This is a genomic window from Stenotrophomonas lacuserhaii, assembly GCF_014836545.1.
In the GTDB taxonomy this organism is placed as follows: domain Bacteria; phylum Pseudomonadota; class Gammaproteobacteria; order Xanthomonadales; family Xanthomonadaceae; genus Stenotrophomonas; species Stenotrophomonas lacuserhaii.
The window spans coordinates 514,505-539,371 of record NZ_JACSQS010000001.1 but is presented as its reverse complement, the minus strand read 5'-3'; the positions used below and the strand labels follow the sequence as shown (position 1 = coordinate 539,371).

Annotated in this window: 19 protein-coding genes; 14 read left to right on the top strand and 5 right to left on the bottom strand. The window is 66.6% G+C overall.

All coding sequences use genetic code 11. The features are described 5' to 3' along the window. Positions 1 to 4: 4 nt before the first annotated feature. Positions 5 to 223 (bottom strand): translation initiation factor IF-1, encoded by a 219-nt coding sequence (gene infA / locus H9654_RS02525; RefSeq protein WP_005409596.1) that lies wholly within the window; start codon positions 221 to 223, stop codon positions 5 to 7. A 292-nt stretch (positions 224 to 515) separates the two neighbouring features. On the opposite strand from infA, the gene H9654_RS02520 reads away from it, so the two are divergent. Then, a complete protein-coding gene (locus H9654_RS02520; protein WP_191768754.1) occupies positions 516 to 1,499 on the top strand; it encodes an isocyanide synthase family protein in 984 nt (327 codons plus the stop codon). 8 nt (positions 1,500 to 1,507) lie between these two features. Here H9654_RS02520 and aat read toward each other — a convergent pair whose 3' ends face one another. Next, complete coding sequence (gene aat / locus H9654_RS02515; RefSeq protein WP_191768752.1) at positions 1,508 to 2,248, bottom strand: leucyl/phenylalanyl-tRNA--protein transferase; 741 nt, start codon at positions 2,246 to 2,248, stop codon at positions 1,508 to 1,510. A 253-nt stretch (positions 2,249 to 2,501) separates the two neighbouring features. On the opposite strand from aat, the gene H9654_RS02510 reads away from it, so the two are divergent. Then, positions 2,502 to 3,338, top strand: a complete 837-nt coding sequence (locus H9654_RS02510) for a TauD/TfdA dioxygenase family protein (RefSeq protein ID WP_191768751.1) — start codon at positions 2,502 to 2,504, stop codon at positions 3,336 to 3,338. An 11-nt stretch (positions 3,339 to 3,349) separates the two neighbouring features. After that, a complete protein-coding gene (locus H9654_RS02505) occupies positions 3,350 to 4,798 on the top strand; it encodes an FAD-binding protein (protein ID WP_318241107.1) in 1,449 nt (482 codons plus the stop codon). Here the strand turns inward: H9654_RS02505 and H9654_RS02500 are convergent. Further along, the gene (locus H9654_RS02500; RefSeq protein ID WP_191768747.1) at positions 4,769 to 5,890 is read right to left on the bottom strand and encodes a GNAT family N-acetyltransferase; all 1,122 of its coding nucleotides are present in this window, start codon (positions 5,888 to 5,890) and stop codon (positions 4,769 to 4,771) included. The two genes, H9654_RS02505 and H9654_RS02500, sit on opposite strands and share 30 nt — an antisense overlap. A 208-nt stretch (positions 5,891 to 6,098) precedes the next feature. Between H9654_RS02500 and H9654_RS02495 the strand changes: the two genes are divergently transcribed. Continuing rightward, on the top strand, positions 6,099 to 7,637 hold the full coding sequence (locus H9654_RS02495) for an N-acetylmuramoyl-L-alanine amidase family protein (protein WP_225211803.1): 1,539 nt from the start codon (positions 6,099 to 6,101) through the stop codon (positions 7,635 to 7,637). A gap of 54 nt (positions 7,638 to 7,691) precedes the next feature. Here the strand turns inward: H9654_RS02495 and trxB are convergent, their stop codons facing one another. Further along, positions 7,692 to 8,663: a thioredoxin-disulfide reductase gene (gene trxB / locus H9654_RS02490; RefSeq protein ID WP_042614111.1), complete on the bottom strand. Its 972-nt coding sequence runs from the start codon at positions 8,661 to 8,663 to the stop codon at positions 7,692 to 7,694. A 255-nt stretch (positions 8,664 to 8,918) separates the two neighbouring features. Between trxB and H9654_RS02485 the strand changes: the two genes are divergently transcribed. From H9654_RS02485 to fusA, 10 genes are all read left to right on the top strand, one after another. Beyond that, complete coding sequence (locus tag H9654_RS02485) at positions 8,919 to 11,273, top strand: DNA translocase FtsK (RefSeq protein WP_191768745.1); 2,355 nt, start codon at positions 8,919 to 8,921, stop codon at positions 11,271 to 11,273. Positions 11,274 to 11,334: 61 nt separating this feature from the next. Continuing rightward, complete coding sequence (locus H9654_RS02480; protein ID WP_191768743.1) at positions 11,335 to 13,272, top strand: DUF3857 domain-containing protein; 1,938 nt, start codon at positions 11,335 to 11,337, stop codon at positions 13,270 to 13,272. 87 nt (positions 13,273 to 13,359) lie between these two features. Beyond that, complete coding sequence (lolA, locus tag H9654_RS02475; RefSeq protein WP_191768741.1) at positions 13,360 to 13,998, top strand: outer membrane lipoprotein periplasmic chaperone LolA; 639 nt, start codon at positions 13,360 to 13,362, stop codon at positions 13,996 to 13,998. Positions 13,999 to 14,025: 27 nt separating this feature from the next. Next, positions 14,026 to 15,399, top strand: coding sequence for a replication-associated recombination protein A (locus H9654_RS02470; protein ID WP_191768739.1), 1,374 nt, complete (start codon positions 14,026 to 14,028; stop codon positions 15,397 to 15,399). Beyond that, the gene (gene crcB, locus H9654_RS02465; RefSeq protein WP_191768738.1) at positions 15,399 to 15,791 is read left to right on the top strand and encodes a fluoride efflux transporter CrcB; all 393 of its coding nucleotides are present in this window, start codon (positions 15,399 to 15,401) and stop codon (positions 15,789 to 15,791) included. The genes H9654_RS02470 and crcB overlap by 1 nt, the downstream gene beginning before the upstream one ends. Positions 15,792 to 15,919: 128 nt before the next feature. Continuing rightward, on the top strand, positions 15,920 to 16,894 hold the full coding sequence (locus H9654_RS02460; RefSeq protein ID WP_191768736.1) for an alpha/beta hydrolase: 975 nt from the start codon (positions 15,920 to 15,922) through the stop codon (positions 16,892 to 16,894). A gap of 22 nt (positions 16,895 to 16,916) precedes the next feature. After that, complete coding sequence (locus H9654_RS02455; protein ID WP_191768734.1) at positions 16,917 to 17,975, top strand: heme/hemin ABC transporter substrate-binding protein; 1,059 nt, start codon at positions 16,917 to 16,919, stop codon at positions 17,973 to 17,975. A 53-nt stretch (positions 17,976 to 18,028) separates the two neighbouring features. Then, a complete protein-coding gene (locus H9654_RS02450; RefSeq protein WP_406833448.1) occupies positions 18,029 to 19,033 on the top strand; it encodes a FecCD family ABC transporter permease in 1,005 nt (334 codons plus the stop codon). Continuing rightward, complete coding sequence (locus tag H9654_RS02445; protein ID WP_191768730.1) at positions 19,030 to 19,794, top strand: heme ABC transporter ATP-binding protein; 765 nt, start codon at positions 19,030 to 19,032, stop codon at positions 19,792 to 19,794. The genes H9654_RS02450 and H9654_RS02445 overlap by 4 nt, the downstream gene beginning before the upstream one ends. A gap of 447 nt (positions 19,795 to 20,241) precedes the next feature. Next, positions 20,242 to 22,269 (top strand): elongation factor G, encoded by a 2,028-nt coding sequence (fusA, locus tag H9654_RS02440; RefSeq protein ID WP_191768728.1) that lies wholly within the window; start codon positions 20,242 to 20,244, stop codon positions 22,267 to 22,269. Positions 22,270 to 22,470: 201 nt separating this feature from the next. Here fusA and H9654_RS02435 read toward each other — a convergent pair whose 3' ends face one another. After that, positions 22,471 to 24,672, bottom strand: a complete 2,202-nt coding sequence (locus tag H9654_RS02435) for a TonB-dependent siderophore receptor (protein WP_191768726.1) — start codon at positions 24,670 to 24,672, stop codon at positions 22,471 to 22,473. Positions 24,673 to 24,867 lie beyond the last annotated feature (195 nt).

Genomic DNA, 24,867 nt, shown 5'->3' with positions numbered 1-24,867 from the left:
CCGCTTACTTCATGCGGTAGGTGATACGGCCCTTGGTCAGGTCGTACGGGGTCATTTCAACCTTGACCCGGTCACCGGTCAGAATGCGGATGTAGTTCTTGCGCATGCGGCCGGAGATATGGGCAATGATTTCATGACCATTTTCCAGGCGGACGCGGAACGTCGTGTTCGGCAGCGTCTCGCTGACGGTGCCTTCGAACTCGATGGAGTCGTCTTTCGACATGTAATCCTGTGCGGTTCAGAGAGCGGCCACGGGGGCCTAAGCCGCTGCATTTTACGCACATGTACCCGATTTTGCAAAGATTGCGTTAACCGTCGTCCCTTTTCGGGATACGCCCGCTTCCGGGATCGGCCCACCATTCTCTCCTGACCAGTCAGAATGTGCCGGGTTGAGCTATTTCGAGTGCTACATCTCGTTGCTATCGTGCCTCTCATCACACGATTCACCCCCCAACGCGTCCAGGTGGTCGAAGTCGCGGCCGCCCGGCGCAACGCATCTGTAGGGAGAGCGAGCAATGAGCCATCCTCAGCACGCAGCCGAGGCCGTTGTCCAGGCCATTGCCCGGACGCTGGCCTTTCACCAGCGGTGCGACCAGGCAGGCCCCCACGCCAACGCGTTGTCGGATCCGGTCATGGCGCGGGTACGCGGCTTCGTCCTGGCGGGGGAGCCGGTGCACATGGTCCTCCCCGCGTTTCCCGCCAAATCGCCCTCCCTTCGCAAGGTCCTGGGCCCGCTGCCGGACCTGGCCGAAGCGCTGTCGCTGGATGCACTGGAACGGCTGTGCGCCCGTATTGCCGCGATCCACCCTGCCGGCGCCCGGCTGACGATCTGCTCGGATGGCCACGTATTCGGACCTACCATCGGCGTTTCCGATCCGGTCATCGATCATTACCAGGCGGCCATCCGCGCGATGATCGCCCGTCGCAGCCTGGCCCACCTGGACACATTCTGCCTGTGTGACTGCACCTCACTGCTTGTCGGCAGTGCAGGCCACGACGATCGCCGTGCTGCATTGCTGGCGCAGCATGGCCAGTCGCTGGATGACATCCGGACCGGACTGCTGCGGTCCGAGGACGGGGTGCGGCAGCTGCGTGGCATCATCCGCTTCATGGCCGAAGATGATTGGCGCGCCGATGATGCGCGAAGCGCCACGCAGGTCCAGCGCGAGGCCAAAGCCCGGGCCTACCAGGTCGTGCAGCGCAGTCTGGCGTGGGGCAGTTTTCTGCAGGAGGTCTTTCCGCGGTCGGTCCGCTTGTCCATCCATCCACAGGCGCGCAGCAGCGACAAACTGGGCATCCACATGCTGCCCACCGCTGATGCCTGGCTGACGCCCTGGCATGCGGTCGCAGTCGATCTCGGGGATCGCGCCGTGTTGATGAAACGGCACCAGGCGGAGAGCCAAGGGGCCAGGCTGATCCATGTGGATGGACGTCCCAGCCACTACAGCGCGTGGACGGACGGACGTCCAAGCGCGCTCCGAGAGCGTGCCGCAGCCTGAGTCCGTGCTCAGTCGGGCAGGTAATGCCGCAGCGGGAGCCGGGCCCCTGCGGCCGACCAGTTGCCAGGCGCCATGGGCTGCTGGATGGCCTGCCGCACGTGCGGCAGGAAACGCTCGCGCGGCCATTGTGTCGCCCCCATCCGCGCCAGGTGAGGGTTATGCACCTGCGCATCCAGTACGGGCACGCCCCCCGCGTAGAGCAGCGAGGCCAGCGCAGCCAAGGCCACTTTCGAACCCCCGCTGCGTGCGCTGAACATGCTTTCGCCGAAGAACATCCTGCCCAACGCCACGCCATAGATGCCGCCGACAAGCTCCGGCCCTTCCCACACTTCGACCGAGTGCGCGTGCCCCAGTCGATGCAGCTCGGTATAGGCATGGATCATGTCGGTACCGATCCAGGTGCCGTCCTGACCCGGTCGCGGCACCGTGGCGCAGGCGCGGACGACCTGTTTGAAGGCGGTGTCGGCGGTGATCTCCCACTCCAGGGTCCGCAGTTGCCTGCGGAATCTGCGTGACAGATGCACGCCATCGGTGGCGAATACGGTGCGCGGATCGGGCGACCACCACAGGATCGGCTCACCCTGGCTGAACCACGGGAAGGCACCCTGCGCATAAGCGTTCAGCAATCGCTGCGGGCGCAGATCGCCACCGATGGCCAACAGACCGTCCGGATGGCGCAGTGCCGTTTCAGCGGGTGGAAAAGGCGCATCTTCGGCCTCGCCCAAGCGCCACGGAAACTGACGACTCATTCGCCGCGTGCTGCACGGTGGCAGCGGATCACGCTGCGGCTGCGGGCTGTGACATGACGCAGACGGCGTGTATGGCCGTCTTTCAAGGGCGAAGCGATGGCGTGCATGCGCGCAGGATACTGCAGCTTGCGCATCGGCGTGGCGCAGGCGGCAGTTCTTGCGGTGGGCGTCGGAAAACCACTCGCTTTCAACAGGTCCTGTGCCTAGCGTGGTCCAGGCCGGGCATGGGCCCGGAAACAGCAGGGCCGATGCCATGACGACTCCCATCATCCAACTTCAGCCGTTCGGCGTCATGCTGCAGGCTGCATCCCCGAATGACGCTGTCAGTGACCTTTCCGTCGATCCACTGCGCGTCCTCGCCCGACACCATCACCTGGTGCTGCTGCGCGGATTCCGTGGCCCCGAAGACGCTGCAGACCTCGCCGCGTACGGGGAGCGCTGGGGCAGCATCGCCGAATGGCCGTTCGGGAAAGTGCTGGAGCTTCTCGAACGGGAAGCGCCGCAGGATCATATCTTCGACAGTTCAGCCGTGCCGCTGCACTGGGATGGCATGTACCGCCGGCAGGTGCCGGAGTTCCAGATCTTCCAGTGCCTGCGTGCACCCGGACCCGGCTGCGGAGGGCGGACGCTGTTTTCCCACACCGCGCGCGCATTGGATCAAGCACCAGCGTCGGTCCGGCTGCTGTGGGAGCGCGCCACGGGACGTTACGAAAGAAAAATGGAGTACTACCACAGCGTGGCCGAGGCGCCCGTCGTGACCCGGCACCCGGACCGTGACGCGGTGGTCATCCGCTACAGCGCACCACAGGACCAGCAGGGCACGGGCTTCATCAACCCTGCATCGGCGTCGTTCACGGGGATGGCCGAAGCGGATGCCGCGCTGTTGCATCGCAGCCTCGCCGAGGCGCTGCACGCGCCCAGCTGCCTGTATGCCCATGCCTGGGAGGCCGGTGATCTGGTCATCGCCGACAACCACACCCTGCTGCACGGGCGTGAGGCGTTCACCAGCGGTGCGCCACGCCACCTTCGTCGGCTGCACATCCTGGGTGAGCCACCCTTGGACAACCCGCACCTGCTGGCCAGCGCATGATGGCCGCGTGCGTGGACACCGATGTGGATGTGGTCGTCGCAGGTGCCGGACCTGCGGGGCTGATGTGCGCCTACCTTGGCAGGCAGCTGGGGCTGCGGGTGCTGATCGCCGACCGCAGCGCCGGTCCGCTGCAGGCCGGGCGCGCGGACGCGCTCAATGCGCGCACACTGCAGCTGTTGCAGATCGTGGACCTGTTCGATGATCTCTATCCGCACGGCAAGCCGTGCAACACCAGCTCAGTATGGGCCGAGGGCACATTCGTCTCCCGGCAGTCTGACTGGTGGGATGCCTTGCAGGGGTGCTTTCACAGGCATTTCCTGATGATCGGCCAGTCTTTCGTTGAGCAGCTGCTGGATCAGCGCCTGCGTGCGTCCGGCATCCCCGTGCAGCGCGGCACCTCGGTGACGGGCGTGCAACAGCAGGCAGGGGGATGCATAAGCCTTCTATCGGACGGGCGGTCCATCACCTCACGCTTCGTGATAGGTGCCGATGGCGCACATTCGTTTGTCCGTGAACACCTTCAGATCCCATTCGAAGTGACCCGCCCGCGCATGACCTGGGCGGTCGTGGACGGGGTGATCGATACCGATTTCCCGAAGGTGCCTGAGATCATCGTCTTCCAGGCCGAATCCTCCGACGTGGCCTGGATCCCGCGTGAAGGCGAGCTGGATCGGTTCTACGTCCGCATGGATACCCGTGAGTTCACGTTCGAACAGGTCATGGCGCGGATCAACCGGGCGACGCGGCCGTGCAGCGTGCGCTTCAGTGACGTACGGTGGTTCTCCCAGTTTTCGGTCAAAGAGGCCGTGGCCGCACGCTTTGCCGTGGACAACCGGGTCTTCCTGGTGGGTGATGCATGCCACATCCATTCCGTCCACGGCGGCCAGGGCCTCAACACGGCGCTGGCCGATGCCTTCAACCTGATGTGGAAGATCGGCATGGCGGTCAACCAACCCGTGCCGGCTGGTCTTCTGGACAGCTACGAATCCGAACGTAAACCGGTGGCGTTGGGCGTGGTGGAAACGTCGCGCCTGCTGGGTCTTGCCACCCGCGACCCGTCCAGCCGGCAGCATGCGACGGACTACGTGGGCATCGTGGCGCAACGGTCCGGATACGTGACGGGGATGGGGGTGCGCTACGCGGGCGAAGGGCTGGCCGGCGAGCGCGTGCAGGATGTCCTGATGGGGCAGCATGCAGGCCGCCCTTCACGGCTTTACCCGCTGCTGGACTATCGTTGTTTCACGCTGCTGGTGTGCGGTACCGGGGATACCGTGCCCACGATGCCGGGTTTCGTGCAGGTCCTTCGGATCGAGGATCCATCCTGCCCGTATGCGGGCCTGCTGGTGCTGGTTCGTCCCGACAGTCATATCGCCACGAGTGCTGCGCTGGATGATCCCGCGCCGGTGCTGGACTACCTTGCCACGTTCGGATCAGCCACTTCGGAAGGGCGAGTGCAGTAGCAGTTCGTCACGATAGCGGGTGATGTCCGCACGCTCGTGCGCGCACCATTCGCGCAGGGCCTCGCTGAAATCAGCGTCGGCCATCCAGTGCCGGCTGCGCACCACCGTTGGCAGGAAGCCGCGCGCCAGCTTGTGCTCGCCCTGCGCGCCAGGCTCGAACCGTGAAAGCCCTTCGCGCAGGCAATACTCGATGCCCTGGTAATAGCAGGCTTCGAAGTGCAGGCCGGGCAGCGTGGCGCCGCCCCAGTAGCGCCCATACAGGGTCTGGCCACCGCGCAGGCACAGCGCGCCGGCGATCGGCTCGCCGTCCTGCTCGGCCAGGAACAGCACCAGCCCGTTGCCGAGCGAACTGGCGAGATGGCGCAGGAACGGCTCGGTAAGGGCGGGGGCGTTGCCATACTCCAGGAAGGTCTGCAGGTAGAACCGGTACATCGCCTGCAGGTCCGCACGGCTGGCCTGGTCGCCATGCACCACGCGGAAGCTGATTCCCTGCCGGGCGACCTTGCTGCGTTCCTGGCGGATGTTCTTGCGGTGCTTGTGGTTCATCGCACCGAGGAAGTCATCGAAGGTCCGCCACTGCCCCAGGTTCTGCCACTGGAACTGGATGTCTTCGCGCAGCAGCCAGGCAGCGCTGAAGTCGCCGTCCTCGCCCTCGCGATGGAAGTTGATGTGCGCGGAGGAAACGCCGAGGCCGGGCAGTGCTTCTGCCAGCGCGGCCAGCAGCGCTGCACGCGTGTCAGCGTCGCCGGCCAGCAGGCGCGGTCCGGTCACGGGCGAATAGGGCACCGCACCCAGCCATTTCGGGTAATAGTCGCGCCCGTGGCGGGCATAGGCATTGGCCCAGGCGTGGTCGAACACGAACTCGCCGTGGGAGTTTTCCTTCAGGTAGCCCGGGATCGCGCCGATCAGCGTGTCGTCCTCCCACAGAGTGAGGTGCCGCGGACGCCAACCCCAGTCCTCGCGCAGGCAGCCGTACTGCTCCATGCCGGACAGGAAAGCGTGGCTGACGAAGGGGTTGCTGCCGTCGTGCAGGGCATCCCATCGGGACGCGGTGACGGTCTGGAGGTCTTCCAGGAAACGGATCTGGGGCATGGGGACAGGATAGAGCACCGGACTGGGCGTGTGATGCCTTGGCAGCGGCGGGCCACGCGCGTGTGGCTGGCCGTCAATACGCTCGCCTGCTCGATTCCTACTGGTCATTCGGAATTCTGAAGTTTCGCCATCATTTGGCGTGCCGGAGACTGCAGATCAGGCGGGTGGCCTGGAGCAGAGGAGTGGTCCATTGAAAAGACACGTTGTATTGACCGGCAAGCTGCTGTGCGCGCTGCTGACGACGGGGGCTTCAATGCCGCCGCAGCCCCCACCTGTCAGTAGCCACTCGATGGCTGCCAGCAGTGGGAAGCCTGTGTTCCCTGAGGATTTCGATGTGCTTCTGACCGAGGCAGCACGGAACGGCGTGGCCAGCTTTCGCATCGATGCGCGCTCATTTGCCGACGTGCTTGTCGAGGCCCACCATGACGCGGCGGGTGGGAAGGTGGTCATTGACGTCTTGCGAGGCTACAGGCCGGATCACCCTGGCGCTGAGATGGAGGATTTTGAGCAGTGGGTAGGCAACAGCGTCCGGGAGCTCACTGAAAGGTTCAGCCCCGCTCCGCAGATTGTGTTCCTTTACGGAGGTCAGTCCTTCGATGGATTGTTTCCGCTTCAATCTCGAGGATTGGCGGGGGCTTCCGACAGGACAGCAGTAATGATATCCGCAGGTCATGGAGTCTATTTCCATCACGGATACAGAGATTGGAGAGCACAGCGCGACCCGAGCAACGGAGTCGTAGAGGATGAGATCACGCCCCTGCTCGCCGCCGAGCTGTCTGAGCTGATGACATCGCGCTCAAAAGCGGCGGTGCTACGGGCGCGCGCGACGGACGAGGGGACGCACGAAGGCAGTACGCAGGCATGGTGGAAACTGGGTGCCAGGTATAGCTTGCAACGGGACATCCCCGATGCCGCAGACATCTGGAACTCGCTTCCCGAAAGTACGCACGCACTGCGAGAGCGGGATGAGGATATACGCAGCCGGCCGCTTTACGCCAACAGGGAAAACGTCGGCACGCTGGTGCATCTTCACACCAATGCCTCTGATAGTTCTGCCGCCACGGGGGCCCGTGCATTCATTGCACCCGGAAGGCAGGATGATCGGTCATTGGCCTCTTCAATCCTCTGTTACATGAAGGAACTCATAACGAGTCAGTCGCTCTACACCGGCTATTTTGTGCCTGCCGAACCCGGTGAGGCAAACCACGGCGAAAATCGATTGGCTCAGATGCCTTCGGTCATCGTGGAAACCGCGTTCCACACCAATCCAGACGACGCGCTCGCTCTCCAGGATCCCAATTTCAGGGTTGCTGCCATGAAAGGCGTCGAAAAGGGGTACCGCCTCTGGCGCGAGGGCAAGGGGTGCGAACCGCTGAAAATTGATCCGATCCAGACCATCCGCGTGGCGGCCGGCCAATCGCGGGTGGTGGATCTTGCCTTCGCTGGCTTTCCCCAGTACCCCGTCGTGATCGAGACGAAGAACCTCGGATGCCCTCCCGGCTGGAAGTGCACGGATGGAGCGGTGACGCTGCCTGACGCATACACCAAGCCAGCCCAGATCACCCTGCGTTGCGAGAACGCCGGAAGCGCGCCGATCTTCTGGAACACCCGGATGGTTGACGACGATGGGGTGAAGTCACCGCCGGTCCGGCACATCGTTCAGTGCGTGCGGGGCTCGGGAATGGACGTGTCACAGGCGGTGTACGAGGACGATGAGGGGGCAGCCACGGCCCGCAGGCTCCCCTGAACAGAAAAGGCCGGCGCAAAGCCCGGCCTTTCCAGTGGCACCCGGTGGCGTGCTTCAGCTCGCCTTGCCCTGTGCGTCCAGGTAGCGCTCGGCGTCCAGCGCGGCCATGCAGCCGAAGCCGGCCGAGGTGATCGCCTGGCGGTAGTGCTGGTCGGCCACGTCGCCAGCGGCGAACACGCCTTCCACCGAGGTCTGGGTGGCATTGCCGCCGAGGCCGGAACGGATTTCCAGGTAGCCGTGGTTCATCGCCAGCTGGCCGTCGAACAGGGTGGTGTTAGGGTGATGGCCGATCGCCACGAAGAAGCCATGGGCCTGGATGTCACGCGTGCTGCCGTCCTGCACCGACTTCACCCGCACGCCGGTCACGCCGGCGTCGTTGCCCAGCACTTCGTCCACCTGATGGTGCCAGACGGTTTCGATCTTGCCGGCGGCGACCTTGGCGAACAGCTTGTCCTGCATGATCTTTTCCGCCTTCAGCGTGTCACGGCGGTGGACCAGGTAGACCTTGCGGGCGATGTTGGACAGGTACAGCGCTTCTTCAACGGCGGTGTTGCCGCCGCCGACCACCACCACGTCCTGGTCACGGTAGAAGAAGCCGTCGCAGGTGGCGCAGGCGGACACGCCGCGGCCCTTGAAGGTCTCTTCGGACGGAATGCCCAGGTACTTGGCGGTCGCGCCGGTGGAGATGATCAGCGCATCACAGGTGTACTCGGCGCTGTCGCCGATCAGCTTGAACGGGCGCTGGGACAGGTCGGCGGTGTGGATGTGGTCGAAGATCACTTCGGTTTCGAAGCGTTCGGCGTGGGCCTGCATGCGCGCCATCAGGTCCGGGCCCATCAGGCCATGGGCGTCGCCCGGCCAGTTGTCGACCTCGGTGGTGGTCATCAGCTGGCCGCCCTGCTGCAGCCCGGTGATCACCACCGGCTTGAGGTTGGCGCGGGCAGCGTAGACGGCGGCAGTCCAACCGGCCGGGCCGGAACCGAGGATGACAAGCTTCTGATGGCGGGAGGGCAGCGTGGTGCTCATGTAGACTCGCGAAAGGTAAGGGGATCAAGGCGCGGCGACGGTTTGCGCGCGCTGGGGGCAGACCATAGAGTGATGGCAGGGGCAGGGGGTTTCAACCCGCATGCTTGGAACGCGGCAATGCGCCGGGCCGCTCAGGCCGTCTTCGACGCGGCCTGCCAGGCCATGGCGTATCGCGGTCAGCCAGTAGTGACGGAAAACCGACGCGCTTCGTTTATTATCAACCACTAACAGCGTATTCCAAAGGTAGTGTCCAAGGTGGCGAAGCAGGTCCCCGAACGCAGCCGATCGAGCGAAGGCAAAGCCCGTCGCCGCGATCCGTCTCCGTCTGAAAACCCCACGCGGCAGCGCTTGTGGCGCGATCTGGGTCTGATCGCCGTGGCCCCGGCGCTGCTGTACCTGGTGGCCAGCCTGTTCACCTATTCGGCGACCGACCCGGGCTGGTCGCACACCGGCAGCATCGTGGCGCCGGTCAACAACATGGGCGGGCGTGCCGGGGCGTGGATCGCCGACGTGCTGCTGCAGCTGTTCGGCTACATGGCCTTCGTGCTGCCGGTGATCCTCGGCGCGCTGGCCTGGTTTGCAATGTTCGGGCTGAAGCGCGAAGCCAAGGGCGAGAATGACCTCGACCCGGCGCTGCGGCTGGTCGGCCTGGTGGGCTTCCTGATCGCCGGCACCGGTTTCCTGCACCTGCGCCTGTTCAGTGCCGACGTGGCCTCGGCCGGCGGCATCCTGGGTAAGCTGGTGGGCTCTTCGCTGAGCGTCGGTTTCGGGGCGTTGGGTGCGAATCTGTTCGTGCTGGTGCTGCTGCTGGCTTCGATCACCTTGGCCACCGGCCTGTCGTGGCTGATGGTCATGGAACGCATCGGCAAGGGCGTGATGGCGCTGGCGCCGCTGCTGGAAAAGAAGAAAGAGCAGGCCACCGAGTGGAAGCAGACGCGCGTCATGCGCGAAGAGCGCCAGGAAGTGCGCAAGGTCGATGCCGAGGTGCGCGCCAAGCGCGAGCCGGTGAAGATCGAGCCGCGCCCGGAACCGGTGATCGAGAAGAGCGACCGGGCCAAGCGCGACAACCAGATCCCGATGTTCCAGGGCGTCAACGGCGATGGCTCGGACCTGCCCCCGCTGGCACTGCTGGATGATCCCAAGCCGCAGCCCAAGGGCTACGACGAAGAGACGCTGGAAACCCTGTCGCGGCAGATCGAGTTCAAGCTCAAGGATTTCCGCATTGATGCGGTGGTGGTCGGTGCCTATCCGGGCCCGGTGATCACCCGCTTCGAAATCGAGCCCGCGCCGGGCATCAAGGTCAGCCAGATCAGCACGCTGGACAAGGACATCGCCCGCGGGCTGTCGGTCAAGTCGGTGCGCGTGGTCGATGTGATTCCGGGCAAGTCGGTGATCGGCCTGGAGATCCCGAACGTCACCCGCGAGATGATCTATCTCTCCGAGCTGCTGCGTTCGAAGGAATATGACAAGGCGACCAGCCCGCTGACCCTGGCCCTGGGCAAGGACATCGCCGGACGCCCGACCGTGGCCGATCTGGCCCGCATGCCCCACCTGCTGGTGGCCGGTACCACCGGCTCGGGCAAGTCGGTGGCGGTCAATGCGATGGTGCTGAGCCTGCTTTACAAGGCCAGCCCGAAAGACCTGCGCATGCTGATGATCGACCCCAAGATGCTCGAACTGAGCGTCTACCAGGGCATCCCGCACCTGTTGGCGCCGGTGGTCACCGACATGAAGGAGGCCGCCAACGGGCTGCGCTGGTGCGTGGCCGAGATGGAGCGCCGCTACAAGCTGATGAGCGCGGTGGGCGTGCGCAACCTGGCCGGCTTCAACAAGAAGGTCAAGGACGCCCAGGACGCCGGGCAGCCGTTGATGGATCCGCTGTTCAAGCCGAACCCGGAGCTGGGCGAGGCGCCGCGCCCGCTGGAAACGCTGCCGTTCGTGGTCATCTTCATCGACGAATTCGCCGACATGATGATGATCGTCGGCAAGAAGGTCGAAGAGCTGATCGCCCGCCTGGCACAGAAGGCGCGTGCGGCCGGCATCCACCTGATCCTGGCCACCCAGCGGCCATCGGTGGACGTGATCACCGGCCTGATCAAGGCCAACATCCCGACCCGCATTGCCTTCCAGGTCAGCTCGAAGATCGATTCGCGCACCATCCTGGACCAGTCCGGCGCCGAAACCCTGCTCGGCCATGGCGACATGCTGTACCTGCCGCCCGGCACGGCGATGCCGGACCGCGTACACGGCGCGTTCGTGTCCGACGAAGAAGTCCATCGCGTGGTGGAACACCTCAAGGCGATGGGGCCGGCCGACTACATCGAAGGCGTGCTGGACGAAGTGCAGACCATGGGCGACGGCGTGGTGGTCGGTGCCGGCGGCCTGCCGGAAACCGCATCGTCCGGCGATGAATCCGATCCGCTGTATGACGAAGCGCTGCGGGTGGTGACTGAAACCCGCCGCGCCTCCATTTCCGGCGTGCAGCGCCGACTGAAGATCGGCTACAACCGCGCCGCGCGCCTGATCGAGGCGATGGAAGCGGCCGGCGTGGTCAGCTCGCCCGAGCACAACGGCGACCGCTCCGTGCTGGCCCCGCCGCCGCCCAAATAATGCAATCCCGGTAGTGCCGGCCGCTGGCCGGCATCCACCCCCTGACCAACCGGAACCCCTCATGGCACCCCTCCGCAACGGATTGCTGGCCGCCCTGCTGCTGCCTTTCGGGTCCGCCTTGGCGGTGGAGGCACCCGCCATCCCCGCCGCTGCCCCGATGCAGGGCGTGGCGCCGGCCGAGGCCAGCAACAACTTCAGTTTCGCCCGCTACCGCGCCGATTACGTGGTCGATGCCGATGCCGGCAACACCCAGGCCGAGCACTACGACATCCTGCTCAAGACCCGCAGCGCGGTGGACCAGTTCAGCCAGGTGCGGCTGAGTTACAGCGAAAAAATGGAAACGCTGGAGGTGCTGGAGGCTTACACGCTGACCGCCGATGGCCAGCGCCGCGACGTTCCGGCTGATCGCATCTATACCCAGGAAAGCTACTCCAGCGCCTCGGCGGCGATGTACGCCGACCGCAAGGTGCGGGTGATCGTGTTCCCCAACCTGGCGCCGGGCACGCGCGTGGTCTATGCCACCCGCCGTACCCAGCGGCAGCCGTACTTCCCGGGCTACTTCGGTCTGTGGGAAACCTTCAGCGTGTTCAACCAGTACGACGATGCGCAGGTCACCCTGAGCGCGCCAGCCAGCCTGCCGATGAAGGTGCTGAGCAGGGGCGTGCAGGGCAGCGATGCGCCCACGGTCCGCGCTGGCCGTGCGCAGTGGAGCTGGACCTATCGCCGCGGCACGCCGCTGCCGGCGCAGAACTGGACCGCCGCGCCGTGGGAGTTCAGCCCGACCATCATGGCCAGCACCTATGCGGACTGGCCGCAGATGGCGCGTGCTTACCAGCTCAAGGCAGGGCAGGCGGCGAAGGTCAGCCCACAGCTGCAGGCGCTGGCCGAGGAAGTCACCCACGGCATCGCCGACCGCCGCGGACAGGTGGATGCGCTGTACCGCTGGGTGGCCCGCAACATCCGCTACGTAGCCGTTTATCTCGGCAACGGCGGGCTGGAGCCGAACCCCGCGCAGAGCGTGCTGGACAGCCACTACGGCGATTGCAAGGACCACGTGGTGATCCTGGAAGCACTGTTGGCGGCCAAGGGCATCGACAGCACGGCGGTGCTGATCGGCGCCGGCGGTGGACCGACCCTGCCGGCGGTGCCGACGCTGGGGCGCTTCAACCACGCCATTACCTACGTGCCGGAATTCGACCTGTACCTGGATTCCACCAGCGCCTGGGCACGTCCGGGCCAGCTTCCCGACGGCGACCTCGGCGCGCCGGTGCTGCTGACCGGGCCGGCCAAGCTGGCGCGCACGCCTGCCAACGATGAGCTGCGCAATGGCATGGGCTTCGAGGCGGATTTCGTGTTCGACGCCGCCGGCAATCTGAAAGGCAGCACCCGGTTGCAGCCCGGTGACAGCGCGGAGATCGGCATGCGCGCGTCCTTCGCACGCTTGAACGCACAGAACCGTGCCCGTGCCGAAGCTTCGATGGTGGCGGCCTCCGGTTTCGATGGGCAGGGCCGCCTGGAACTGCAGGGCGACCCGCAGGACCTGCAGCAGCCATTCAACTACACCTTCGATTTCAGCGCTTCCGATTACGTGGACTTCAACCTGGTCGGCGGCATGCAGCTGCCCGATCCGCCGGGCGCGGAATCGTTCCGTGACGCCTATGCGGCCACCTCGGCGCCAGACAATGCCACCCCGTTCCAGTGCGACGCCAGCCTGCGCCAGGAAACCTACCGGGTGACCCTGCCGCAGGGCGTGCCGCTGATCGCGGTGCCGCGCGACCAGCAGTTCAGCAACGCGGCGGGCCAGTATTCGGTGCGCTGGGAGCGCGACGGCCAGCAGATCATCGCCCACCATCGGCTGGGCCAGAATGCAGTGCGCGGCAACGATGCGCTGTGCCAGCCCGCCGACTATGCCGCCTTCCGCGAGCTGTTCCAGCAGGTGCGGCGCGGCTTCCGCGGGCAGATCGTGTACGGTCGGGTGCCCGCAGCAGGCGGCCTCTGAACCCTGCGCCCACTGCAGTGGATCGCCCATTCAGGATGCTTTGGGCACACTTCCTTCCATCCTTCCACGTTCTTTCTGGATACCCTCATGCACGCCAGCTTCCGCCGCACCCTTGCTACTTCCGTGCTCGCCGCCGCGTGCCTGGTTTCGACCAGTGCCTGGGCCGGCGCGCGTGATGAACTGAAGACCTTCACCGCCGGCCTGAAGGGCCTGGACGGACAGTTCAGCCAGCAGGTGTTCGATACCCGTGGCAAGGTCAAGGAGACCACCAGTGGCCGTGTCGCGCTGTCGGCGCCGCGCCTGTTCCGCTGGGAATACCAGCGCCCGCACGTGCAGCAGATCGTGGCCGACGGCACCAAGGTGTGGATGTACGAACCGGACCTGGAACAGGCCACCGTGCGTGCGCAGGGCAAGGAAGAGCAGAACAGCCCGCTGACCGCATTGATCAATCCGGCCCTGCTGGAGCAGCAGTACGACCTGAGCGAAGAAGCCGCGCCGCGTGATGGCCTGCAGTGGCTTGCGCTGACCCCCAAGCGCGAGACCGAGGCCAGCTTCCAGTACGCCGCGCTGGGCTTCAATGCCAGCGGGCTGGCGAAGATGGAAATCACCGATGCGGTGGGCCAGCGCACGGTGATCGCCTTCACCGGATGGAAGCGCAACCCGTCCTTCGCCGCCGGCACGTTCCGCTTCACCCCGCCGGCCGGTACCGACGTCATCGGCGAATGAGGCGGCGGCCGCGCGGTACAATGCCGCGTGGCCAGACAACGTACTTCTTCATTCCCCGGCCCTGATCTGCTGAGCGTGGATCGGGATCACCTGCGACCGCTTGCCGAGCGCATGCGGCCGCGTACCCTCGACGAAATGGTCGGGCAGAAACGTCTGCTCGCCGCGGAGAGCGCGTTGCGCCGCGCGGTCGAATCCGGACGCGTGCACTCGATGATCCTGTGGGGCCCGCCGGGCTGTGGCAAGACCACCCTGGCGCTGCTGCTGGCCGAATATGCCGACGCCGAATTCCGCGCGATTTCCGCTGTGCTGTCCGGCCTGCCGGAGGTACGCCAGGTACTGGCCGAAGCGGCGCAGCGTTTCGCCGAAGGCCGGCGCACGGTGCTGTTCGTCGACGAGGTGCACCGCTTCAACAAGACCCAGCAGGATGCCTTCCTGCCGCATATCGAACGCGGCACCATCGTGTTCGTCGGGGCCACCACCGAAAACCCGTCCTTCGAACTGAACTCCGCCTTGTTGTCGCGCTGCCGCGTGCACGTGCTGGAGGGCGTATCGCCGCAGGACATCGTCGAGGCACTGCAGCGGGCGTTGGGAGACAGCGAGCGCGGGCTGGGCGGGGAGGGCGTGCAGGTGGATGACGCGCTGCTGCTGCAGATCGCCACCGCCGCCGATGGCGATGTCCGTCGCGCGCTCACCCTGCTGGAAATCGCCGCCGAACTGGCCGTCGACGAAGGCGGCCGGATCACCCCGCAGACGCTCGCCCAGGTGCTGGCCGACCGCACCCGCCGCTTCGACAAGGGCGGCGAGCAGTTCTACGACCAGATCTCCGCGCTGCATAAATCCGTGCGCAGTTCCAATCCCGATGCGGCGCTGTACTGGCTGACGCGGATGCTCGATGGCGGCTGCGATCCGTCCTACCTGGCGCGCCGGCTGACCCGCATGGCGATCGAGGACATCGGCCTGGCCGATCCGCGCGCGCAGTCGATGGCGCTGGAAGCCTGGGACATCTACGAGCGGCTGGGCAGCCCGGAAGGCGAGCTGGCCTTCGCCCAGCTGGTGCTGTACCTGGCGAGCACGGCCAAGTCCAATGCCGGCTACGCTGCCTACAACAAGGCCAAGGCCGAAGTGCGCGCCTCCGGTACGCTGGAAGTGCCGCTGCACCTGCGCAATGCGCCGACCAAGCTGATGAAGAACCTTGGTTATGGCGCGGACTACCAGTACGATCACGACATGGAAGGCGGCATCGCGCTGGACCAGACCGGCTTCCCGGATGCGATGGGCGAACAGGTCTATTACCAGCCGGTGGCGCGAGGCATGGAGATCAAGCTGAAGGACAAACTGGATCGTCTGCGTACCCAACGCGAGCAGGCGCGCGCGGCCAAGCAGAGCGGGGCGGGCGGCTGATGGGCGCGAATTGGTGGCAGCAGCTCGGGCTGGTCATGGCCGGCGGCGCACTGGGTTCGGCGCTGCGCTTCGTGATCGGTGATGCGGTGTTGCAGCGCTTCGGCCAAGGGTTTCCCTGGGGCACGCTCAGCGCCAACTTCATCGGCGCTTTTGCGGCCGGTTACCTGCTGGTGTGGCTGCAGCAGCGCGGCGGCAACGTGACCCTGCTACGTGCGTTCCTGGTGATCGGGCTGCTGGGTGGGCTGACCACGTTTTCCTCTCTGATGCTGGAGACCCTGGTGTTCGCGCGCAGCGACCGCGGCGGCATGGTGCCGCTGTACCTGGGCGTCAGCGTGGCAGGTGGCATGCTGCTGGTATGGCTGGGCGCGCGGCTGGCCGAGGCGGCGCGCTGACACTTCGCGCGCTTGGCTCGGGATAGGGGCGACCCTTCTCATTGCGTGCAGCATCGCGCGCAGCGAAAGCGAGAACCATTCGCGTTTGGTAGACTGCTCGGCGACCCCCGCTGTGAGCCGTGCCCCCCATGCTTCACCGTCTCTTTGGCCTTGCCGCGCTGTTCGCGCTGGCCGGCGCCTCGTTCTGCAGCCATGCGCAGCAGCGCAATCCAGACCAGATGATGGGCCAGACGGTGCTGGACCAGCCCGCTGGCAGCTACCGTGTCGAACGTTTCGTGGTCGGCAGCGCGGACGGCCAGCGCCGTTGGCGGGTCAATCTGCTGATTCCCGGCAATGCCTCCAGCGCGCCTTCGCCGGTGCTGTACGCCTTGGATGGCAACGCCGTGGCGATGGTGCTGGACAGGTCGATGTTGGACCAGCTGGCCGCCAGCAAGGCGCCGCCGGTGCTGGCGCTGATCGGCTATGACAACGAGCGTCGCATCGATTCGGCCCAGCGCACCCGCGACTACACCGCCTGGATCGACCGTGCCGATGATGAGGGCGGCACCCAGCAGGTCGTGGGGGGCGGCGCCTTTGCGTTCCTGGATCTCATCGAGCGCCAGATCAAACCGCAGGTCGCGCGTCGCGCCAACGTGGATATCCAGCGCCAGGCGCTATGGGGACATTCGCTGGGCGGACTGTTCGTGCTCAGCAGCCTGTACACCCGCCCGGCCGCCTTCCAGCAGTACGTGGCGGCCAGTCCGTCGCTGTGGTGGAGCCAGGGCGCACCGCTGGGCGACCTGGAAAAACAGTTCATCGAAAACCGCGCCGGCCAGCCGGCCCAGCTGTGGGTGATGCTGGGTGGCGATGAGCGCAGCGGCAACCGCGGCGTACGTGACATGGCCAACCCGCGCGTGGTCGCGCACCTTCGCCGGATCGGTGGCGCTGCGCCGGATGCCGCGCATGCCCTGAGCGAGCGCCTGAGTGGGTTGCCAGGCCTGCAGGTGCAGTACCGCGAGTTCGCCGGACTTGGCCACGGGCCGATGTTGCCGGCTTCGTTCAAAGCGACCTTGTCGGCGCTGTACGGCATCGCCGACCGCAGTGGCGAGGCCGCCACGCCGTGAATTCCGCAGGAGTAACTGCCCCATGAATCCCAACCTGATCCAGGCTGCCAGGACGCTGCCAACGTCTTTAGCGCTGGCGCTGGCGCTTGCCGCGTGTTCCGGCAGGGGCGAGCCTGCAGCGCCGGCACAGGCCGCTGCGACGCCGCCCGCTACGGGTGCTGCGGCCGAGCACGGCGCGCTACCGGCAGACTGGCGCCGCGTGGGCGGCGAGACCGTGCCGTCGGTAGCGGCGGGCGCGGCCACGTTGCCGGCCACCGTGCATTCCGATGATGGCGTGGACGTGCAGGTCGACGATGCCAGCCGGATCATCGCCGGTGGCGATGACATCATCGCGGTGATCGAAGCATTGGGGCAGGGCAGCCAGGTATTCGCGGCCCCGACCAATGCCACCACCGACGCAGGACGCGCCGCGCCACACCGGTTCCTGTTCAACCGCACCACCGGCGTGGAGGGCGTGCTCAGCCTGGGCGGTTCGCTGTTCCTGGGCAACAGCCTGCGTCGCCACAGTGACCTGGCCGAAAAACTGCGCGCGGTAGGCCAGGATGCGGTGATCATCGATGATCTGCAGCCGGCACCGGACAAGGTACGCAAGGTCGCCGCGGCGATCGGGCGTACCGTCGCAGGCGTGGCACTGGCCGATGCGGTGCAGACGCAGCTGGACGAGGCCGCCGGCATCGCGACGGCGAGTATGAGCACACCGCGGGTGATCCATGTGTCGGCCACCGGCGCAGGCGGCAACCCGACCGTGGCCGGCGCCGACAGCGCCTCGGGCAAGCTGATCGCGCTGGCGGGCGGCCTCAATATCGGCACCGAAGCGGGCGTGGCCAATTTCTCCGCGCTCAGCAACGAAGGCGTGGTGGCAGCGGCCCCCGAAGTGATCCTGGTCACCGAGCATGACCTGCAGTTGTTCGGCGGTGCCGACGGGCTGTGGAAGGCCTATCCGACGCTGAAGCAGACCCCCGCCGGCCAGGCCGGTCGGGTCTGGGTAATGCCAGACCTGCAACTGAAGTACACCAGCGTGGGGTCCGGTGCCGGCGCGTTGGCATTGGCGCGCGCGTTGGCGGCGCTGCCGCCGGCATGACGCCAGCGCGGTGGACGATGGCCGGTGATCGGCGCCGACGTCGCGGCCAGCTGATGCTGCTGCTGGTGCTGGGCGCGTTGCTGCTGGCGGTGCTGGGGTCGTTCGCGGTGGGGCCGCTACGGCTGCCGCCGTTGGCCGTGCTGCAGGCCATCGGGGTCAAACTGGGTCTGCTGGATGCCGCACAGGCGAGTGCGCGCGACGTCGCAGTGGTGTGGCAGCTGCGCATCCCGCGCGTGGTGCTGGGTGCCATCGTGGGGGCGTCCTTGGCGATGGCCGGCGCCAGCCTGCAGGGATTGTTCGGCAATCCGCTGGCCGACCCCGGCATCGTCGGGGTCAGCCAGGGCGCCGCGCTGGGTGCGGTGGCGGCGATCGTGCTGGGTGCGGCGACGCTGGGCGGTTGGGTGATCCCGCTGGCGGCCTTTGCCGGCGGTGCGGCGGCGATCAGCCTCACCTACCTGCTGGCACGACCCGGGCGCGGCGATGGCAATGCCACCCTGTTGCTGGTGGGCATCGCGATGGCCGCCTTCTGTTCGGCGCTGATCGGCTTCTTCACCTACATCGCTACCGAAGCGCAACTGCAGTCGCTCGTGTTCTGGCAGCTGGGTTCGCTGGCCAGCGCCGATTGGCCCGACGTCGCGGCGGCCATGCCGCTGTTCGCCGTAGGCACGTTCTGCCTGCTGCGCTTGGCAACGCCGTTGGACATGCTGGCGCTGGGTGAGCGCCAGGCGCAGCACCTCGGGCTGGATGTCGCGCGTACGCGGCGGCGGCTGGTGGCGTTCAGCGCGTTGCTGGTGGGCGCGGCGGTGGCGTTCGCCGGGTCGATCGGTTTCGTCGGATTGGTGGTGCCGCACGTGGCGCGGCTGCTGGTCGGCCCGGGCCATCGCTGGCTGTTGCCGCTGTCCGGGCTGCTCGGTGCGCTGTTGATCGTGGTGGCGGACACCGCCGCGCGCACCCTGGATCCGCCGGCGGAAATTCCACTGGGGCTGTTTTCTGCGGCACTTGGCGCGCCGTTCTTCCTGTGGCTGGTGATGCAGCGCCGGGGCAGGGCGGGCGCATGAGCAGTGCACTGCTTTCATTGCGGCAGGTCGGCGTGGTGCGGCAGCAGCGGCCGATCCTGGCCGATGTCGAGCTGGTGTTCGAGCCCGGTACGTTGACCGCGCTGGTCGGGCCGAACGGGGCGGGTAAATCGACGCTGCTGGGCGTCGCCTGCGGCGACCTCCGGCCGGACAGCGGTGAGGTGCTGCTGGCCGGCAGACCGCTTTCGGCGCTGGGTGCCGGGGCACTGGCGCGCCAGCGCGCGGTGATGCCGCAGGAACATGCAGTGCGCTTTGCCTTCAGCGTGGAAGAAGTGGTGGCGATGGGGCGCCTGCCGCATCCACCAGCGCCTGCAAAGGATGCGCGCCACGTCGAAGCGGCGCTGGATGCGGCCGAACTGCAGGCGCTGCGCCAGCGCGAAGTGCAGCAGCTGTCCGGCGGCGAATCGGCACGCACCACCTTCGCACGCGTGCTCGCGCAGGACACGCCGTTGTTGTTCCTGGACGAACCCACCGCCGCGCTGGACCTTCGCCATCAGGAACGCACGCTGCGCAGCGTGCGTGCGCTGGCGGACCGGGGTGCCTGCGTGATCGTGGTGCTGCATGACCTCAACCTGGCCGCCGGCCATGCCGACCGCATCGTGCTGCTGGAACGCGGCCGGGTGGCCGCCGACGGCACCCCGCGCGAGGTGCTGACCGAAGACACCCTGCGCCGCGTGTACCAGCAGGACGTGCTGGTGCTGCAGCATCCGCGACGGCCCGTACCGCTGGTGGTGGTGACCTAGGAAAAGGGGTCAGAGTTGGGGGGGGGGGGTCAGAGTCCTTTTCGCTGAAAGGACTCTGACCCCCGACTCTGACCCCTTTCAGCGTTCTATTTTTGCTGGCAATAGGCCCTTGCTTCCCCCGCCAGCAGGCGCACACTAGCGCCTCCCATCCGTGGTGAGTCCAATGAACGCTTTTCCGCTGCTGACGTTTCAGATCCTGCTCCGCGCCTGCGCGGAACGGGTGCGTCTGCCCGGCGGAAGACAAGGCGGCTGACCGCATCGCGGTTGCCTTGGACCCCCAGCAGAGCGCCCAACCGGGCGCTTTTTTTATTTCCGATTTACCCGATTCATCTGAGAAGCGAAGGAGAACGTGCCATGCACCCGCTCGACGACACCCAGACCTGACCGCGCGCCCTGCCGCCAACCGGGACGCGCGGTCCTCCGTGGTTGGCATTGCAGGAGCAACTCATGAACACCCAGACCCTTTCGCTGCGTCGCAATCTCGGCATCATTGCCCATATCGACGCGGGCAAGACCACGTTGACCGAACGGCTGCTGTGGAAGACCGGTCAGATCCATCGTGTCGGCGAGGTGCACGACGGGGCGGCGACCACCGATTTTTCGGCGATCGAGCGCGAACGCGGCATTACCATCGGCGCGGCTGCCGTGCAGGCGCAGTGGGCGCCGCGCGACCTCCCAGCGCACCGGTTGACCCTGATCGACACCCCAGGCCACATCGATTTCGCGATCGAAGTGGAGCGCTCGCTGCGCGTGCTGGATGGCGCGGTGGCGGTGTTCTCGGCCGTGGACGGTGTGCAGCCGCAGTCGGAAACCGTCTGGCACCAGGCGCGCCGGCATGGCGTGCCGCTGCTCGCCTTCGTCAACAAGATGGACCGCATCGGTGCGTCCTTCGACCGCGTGGTGGCGCAGCTTGCTGATCGCCTGCAGGCGCGCCCGCTCGCACTGGGCCTGCCGCTGGGCAGCGAAGCCGCCTTCGATGGCTGGGTCGATCTGGTGGACCGGAAGGTGCTGCACTGGGATGCCGCCGGTTCGCTGCAGCGACAGCCGTGGACCGATGCGCAAGCGCAGCAGTGGCAGCCCCAGCGTGATGCGCTGGTGCAGGCCGCGGCCGAGCTGGACGATGTGCTTGCCGACGCCTGGCTGGACGGCTCGGCGGTGGACGCCGATGCGCTACGTGCGGCGGTGCGACGCATTACCGTCAGCGGTGCCGGCGTGCCGGTGCTGGCCGGTGCGGCGTTCAAGGGCAAGGGCGTGGAATCGTTGCTGGATGCCATCGTCGATTACCTGCCGTCGCCGCTGGAAAGGCCCTCGGTGAGTGCCATTGCCGGCGAGGAAACGGTGCAGTTGCTGCCCGACGCGCAGGGTCCGCTGGCCGCGCTGCTATTCAAGGTCACCCACATGCAGCAGGGCGCGCTTGCGTTCGTCCGGGTGTATTCGGGCACGCTGCGGGTGGGCGATCGCATCGCCAGTTCGCGGCACGACGCACGTCGGGTGGGACGGCTGGTGCGGGTGCAGGCCGATCAGGTGCATGACATCGAACAGGCCGAGGCTGGCGACATCGTGGCGGTGATGGGCTGGAAGGATGCGGTCAGCGGTGAAACGCTGTCCTCGCTGCAGCAACCGTTGCTGCTGGAAGCCATCCACTCGCAGCCGGCCGTGTTGGCGTGGCGGCTGCAGGCCGGCCGCGCCAGTGACCTGATCCGGATCAGCCAGGGCCTGGCCAGCCTGGTCCAGGAGGACCCGTCATTCCGCGTCGAGGCCGATGCGGAAACCGGCGAAACGCTGGTGTGGGGCATGGGCGAGCTGCACCTGGAAGTGATGGTCGAGCGCCTGCGCAGCGAGTGGAAGGTCGAGGTACAGGTCGGCCAGCCGCGCGTAGCCTACCTGGAGAAACCACGAAGCACGGCGCTTGGCGTGGTGGGCCGGGTGGTCAAGCAGAGTGGTGGCCAGGGCCAGTTCGCGCATGTGGTGCTGGAGGTGCGCCCGCGCGAGGATGATGCGGTGGAATTCAGCGACCGCATCGTCGGTGGCGTGGTGCCGCGCAACTTCATCCGCGCGGTGGAGCAGGGCGTGCGTGCTGCGCTGCAGGACGGTCCGCAGGGCCATCCGGTGGTGGGCCTGGACGTGGTGCTGGTGGATGGCCAGACGCATGCGAAGGATTCATCCGAGCAGGCGTTCCATCGCGCCGGGATGGAAGCGGTGAAGGCGGCGCTGGCCGAGGTGGGCACGCAGCTGCTGGAGCCGGTGATGTCGTTGCAGGTGCTGTCGCCCGCAGCCAATGTCGGTGATGTGGTGGGTGACCTGCAACGGCGCCATGGACGGGTGCAGGCGATCGACGAGCGGGAAGGTCGTTCGCAGGTGAGCGGGTTCGCACCACTGGCGCAGTTGCAGGGCTACAGCACGGCACTGCGTTCGATGAGCCAGGGCCGGGCAAGCAGCACGATGCAGTTGCACGGCTATGCGCCGGCGCTATGATCCAACGGGCAAGGGGCGGCTTCGGCCGCCCCTTTTTTTGTGCGATGTCGGAACGAAGAGCCGCCGAGCAAGCTCGTCGCTACAACAGCCGGCAAACCTGTAGCGCCGAGCCATGCTCGGCGAGCGCAGCGGACGGCAGCAGCGTGACGACCAACGGTCGTCACCCACCGGCTAGCAGAGGCAGACGGCCAGCGGCCGTCACTACCAGCCCAATCGCGCGGTGGCCATCACGGTGCGGCCGCTGCCGTAGTAACACGACGATACCGTCGTACAGGTCGACACATAGCGCCGGTCCGCCAGGTTGCTCAGGTTCACGGCAAGCTGCAGGTCGCTGTTGCCAACCCGACCGACGTCATAGCGGATCGCCGCATCGAACAGCGTGTACCCCGGGATCCGGTACAGGTTCGCACTGTCGCCGTAACTGCGGCCGTTGTAGCGTGCCCCTGCCGCCAAGCTCAAGCCCTCCAGGGCGCCGCCCGCGAAGGTGTAATCGGCCCAGAACGAGGCGGTGTAGTCAGGCACCATGATCAGCTGCTTGCCCTGGTACTGATCGGAACGGGTCATCTCCGAATCCATCCAGGTTGCTGCGCCGATCAGGCTGAAACCCTCGAACGGGGTCACCCGTCCTTCCAGTTCCACGCCGCGCACGCGGCCTTCGCCATCCTGGATGGAACAGCGCGCATTGGCAGTGGCCCCGCAGGTGTTGTGGGTCGGGTCGGGATCCTGGGTGAGCAGGTTCTGCTGGCGCAGCTCGAACGCCGAAAGGGTCACCAGGCCGTCGATGCGGGCTGGCTGGTACTTGAGGCCCGCCTCCCACTGGGTGCCGGTGACCGGATCGAACGCGCTGCCATCGAAGTTGTTCAGCGGGCTGGTGGAGGAGGGCTGGAATGATTCGGCATAACTGATGTACGGGGTAAGCCCGTTGTCGAACACGTACAGCACACCGGCGCGGCCGGTGAAGGCTTCGTTCTTGATCACGCTGCGCGGCTGGGTCACCGTCGCGCCGGTGACCGGGTTGCGGGTCGCACTCGAAGCATCGTCCTTGGTCCAGTCGTAGCGGCCGCCCACGGTGAGGCGCCATTGCCCCAGCGCCAGTTGGTCCTGCAGGTAGATGCCGCTCTGCCGGTTGCTGCCTTCGGTCGGGCTCAGGCTGGTCACCTGCGGCACGTAGCCGGTGTGGACCGGGTTGAAGATGTCGATCGGGCGCGGACTGCTCATCGCGCCGCGCACGCCTTCCCAATCGGCGCGTTGCCAGTCCCAGCCGAGCAGGGCGACATGGTCCACGCCGCCGGTGCGGAAGCGTGCCTGCAGGCGCGTATCGAAGGTATCGCCATCGGAATCGCCGGTGCCGTAGGTGGCGCGGCGTGCCTGCGTGCGGCCATCGGCGTTGAGTGCGCCATTGGTGACCACGCCGCGGTACAGCGAATCCACATGCGTGCGGCGCGCACTCTGGCTGAAGGTCAGGTGGTCGTTGAACGCGTGCTCGAACATCCAGCCTGCGGTCCACAGCGTACGGTTGAACGTGTTCCAGGACGGCTCGCCGATGAAGGTGGTGTTCTTCATGTGGCCATATGGCGTGGCGCGCAGCGTGCCGTCCATCGGCAGGAACTGGTAGGTCGATCCGCCATCGTCCTTCTGGTACATCCCCAGCAGCGTGATGCGGGTGCGTTCGGCCATCTGCCAGGTGTAGCTGGGGGCAAGGAACCAGTGCTCCTGTCCGGTATGTTTGATCTGGGTGTCGCCATCGCGGTACAGGCCGACAAGACGCGCCAGGTGCACGTCGTCGTCGCTGCCTGTGCCCACGTCGAACGCGGCGCTGTACTGGCCGTGCGCGTCCAGCCCGAGTCGCAGCTGCTGCAACTGGCGCGGCTGCGGGGTCTTGCTGACCTGGTTGACCATGCCGCCCGGTGCGACCTGGCCGTACATCACCGCCGAGGGGCCCTTGAGCACCTCCACGCGCTCCAGGTTCCAGCTGTCGAACATGCTGCGGTTCCACTGGCTGCCCTGCGGCGCGCGCATGCCGTCCAGGGTCACGTTGTTGGCCCAGCTGCCGGCATCGAAACCACGGATGCGGAAGTCATCCACGCGGTTGTCGATACCCGAACTTTCCAGGCTTACGCCGGCCACGTAACGCATCGCATCGTTGAGTGACTGCACGCCGCGCGCATCCAGTTCGGCGCGTTCGATGACCGACACCGACTGCGGCGTTTCGGCGACCGAGGTGCTGGTCTTGGTCGCGCTGCTGACACTGTTGGCCGCGCGGTAGGCGTTGACGCGCACGGCGTCCAGGTCGGTGGCGGCGTGCTGCGCGTGGACTGCAGGAGCCCATGCGACGAGCGCGCAGGCAACGGCCAGCGGGCGCAGACGGAAGGGGGAGGGCGGTGCGGCGATGGGTCGGGTCATGGGCGTGCGCGGGCGTGCCTGCGTGCGCCGGATCGATGATCCGGAGGCCGCGAGCGATGCAGTCGGAGAGGTGGGCCACACTCTACTGTCGCGCAATTCGAAATGCAATTGCGACCCATTCGCAATGCGCTTGACGGTGGGGAAGCTGGAGCTGGGCTGGGGCCGGGTGGTGGGGGGGGGGGGGGGGGGGGGGGG

What these genes read in the sequence shown, in the direction of transcription:
- fusA (WP_191768728.1), top strand. Translation starts at nt 20,242, where the DNA reads ATGAACACCCAGACCCTTTCGCTGCGTCGCAATCTCGGCATCATTGCC.
- H9654_RS02500 (WP_191768747.1), bottom strand. Translation starts at nt 5,890, where the DNA reads ATGCCCCAGATCCGTTTCCTGGAAGACCTCCAGACCGTCACCGCGTCC.
- H9654_RS02435 (WP_191768726.1), bottom strand. Translation starts at nt 24,672, where the DNA reads ATGACCCGACCCATCGCCGCACCGCCCTCCCCCTTCCGTCTGCGCCCG.
- H9654_RS02455 (WP_191768734.1), top strand. Translation starts at nt 16,917, where the DNA reads ATGAATCCCAACCTGATCCAGGCTGCCAGGACGCTGCCAACGTCTTTA.
- H9654_RS02445 (WP_191768730.1), top strand. Translation starts at nt 19,030, where the DNA reads ATGAGCAGTGCACTGCTTTCATTGCGGCAGGTCGGCGTGGTGCGGCAG.
- trxB (WP_042614111.1), bottom strand. Translation starts at nt 8,663, where the DNA reads ATGAGCACCACGCTGCCCTCCCGCCATCAGAAGCTTGTCATCCTCGGT.
- crcB (WP_191768738.1), top strand. Translation starts at nt 15,399, where the DNA reads ATGGGCGCGAATTGGTGGCAGCAGCTCGGGCTGGTCATGGCCGGCGGC.
- aat (WP_191768752.1), bottom strand. Translation starts at nt 2,248, where the DNA reads ATGAGTCGTCAGTTTCCGTGGCGCTTGGGCGAGGCCGAAGATGCGCCT.
- H9654_RS02520 (WP_191768754.1), top strand. Translation starts at nt 516, where the DNA reads ATGAGCCATCCTCAGCACGCAGCCGAGGCCGTTGTCCAGGCCATTGCC.
- H9654_RS02480 (WP_191768743.1), top strand. Translation starts at nt 11,335, where the DNA reads ATGGCACCCCTCCGCAACGGATTGCTGGCCGCCCTGCTGCTGCCTTTC.
- H9654_RS02460 (WP_191768736.1), top strand. Translation starts at nt 15,920, where the DNA reads ATGCTTCACCGTCTCTTTGGCCTTGCCGCGCTGTTCGCGCTGGCCGGC.
- H9654_RS02510 (WP_191768751.1), top strand. Translation starts at nt 2,502, where the DNA reads ATGACGACTCCCATCATCCAACTTCAGCCGTTCGGCGTCATGCTGCAG.
- H9654_RS02450 (WP_406833448.1), top strand. Translation starts at nt 18,029, where the DNA reads ATGCTGCTGCTGGTGCTGGGCGCGTTGCTGCTGGCGGTGCTGGGGTCG.
- lolA (WP_191768741.1), top strand. Translation starts at nt 13,360, where the DNA reads ATGCACGCCAGCTTCCGCCGCACCCTTGCTACTTCCGTGCTCGCCGCC.
- infA (WP_005409596.1), bottom strand. Translation starts at nt 223, where the DNA reads ATGTCGAAAGACGACTCCATCGAGTTCGAAGGCACCGTCAGCGAGACG.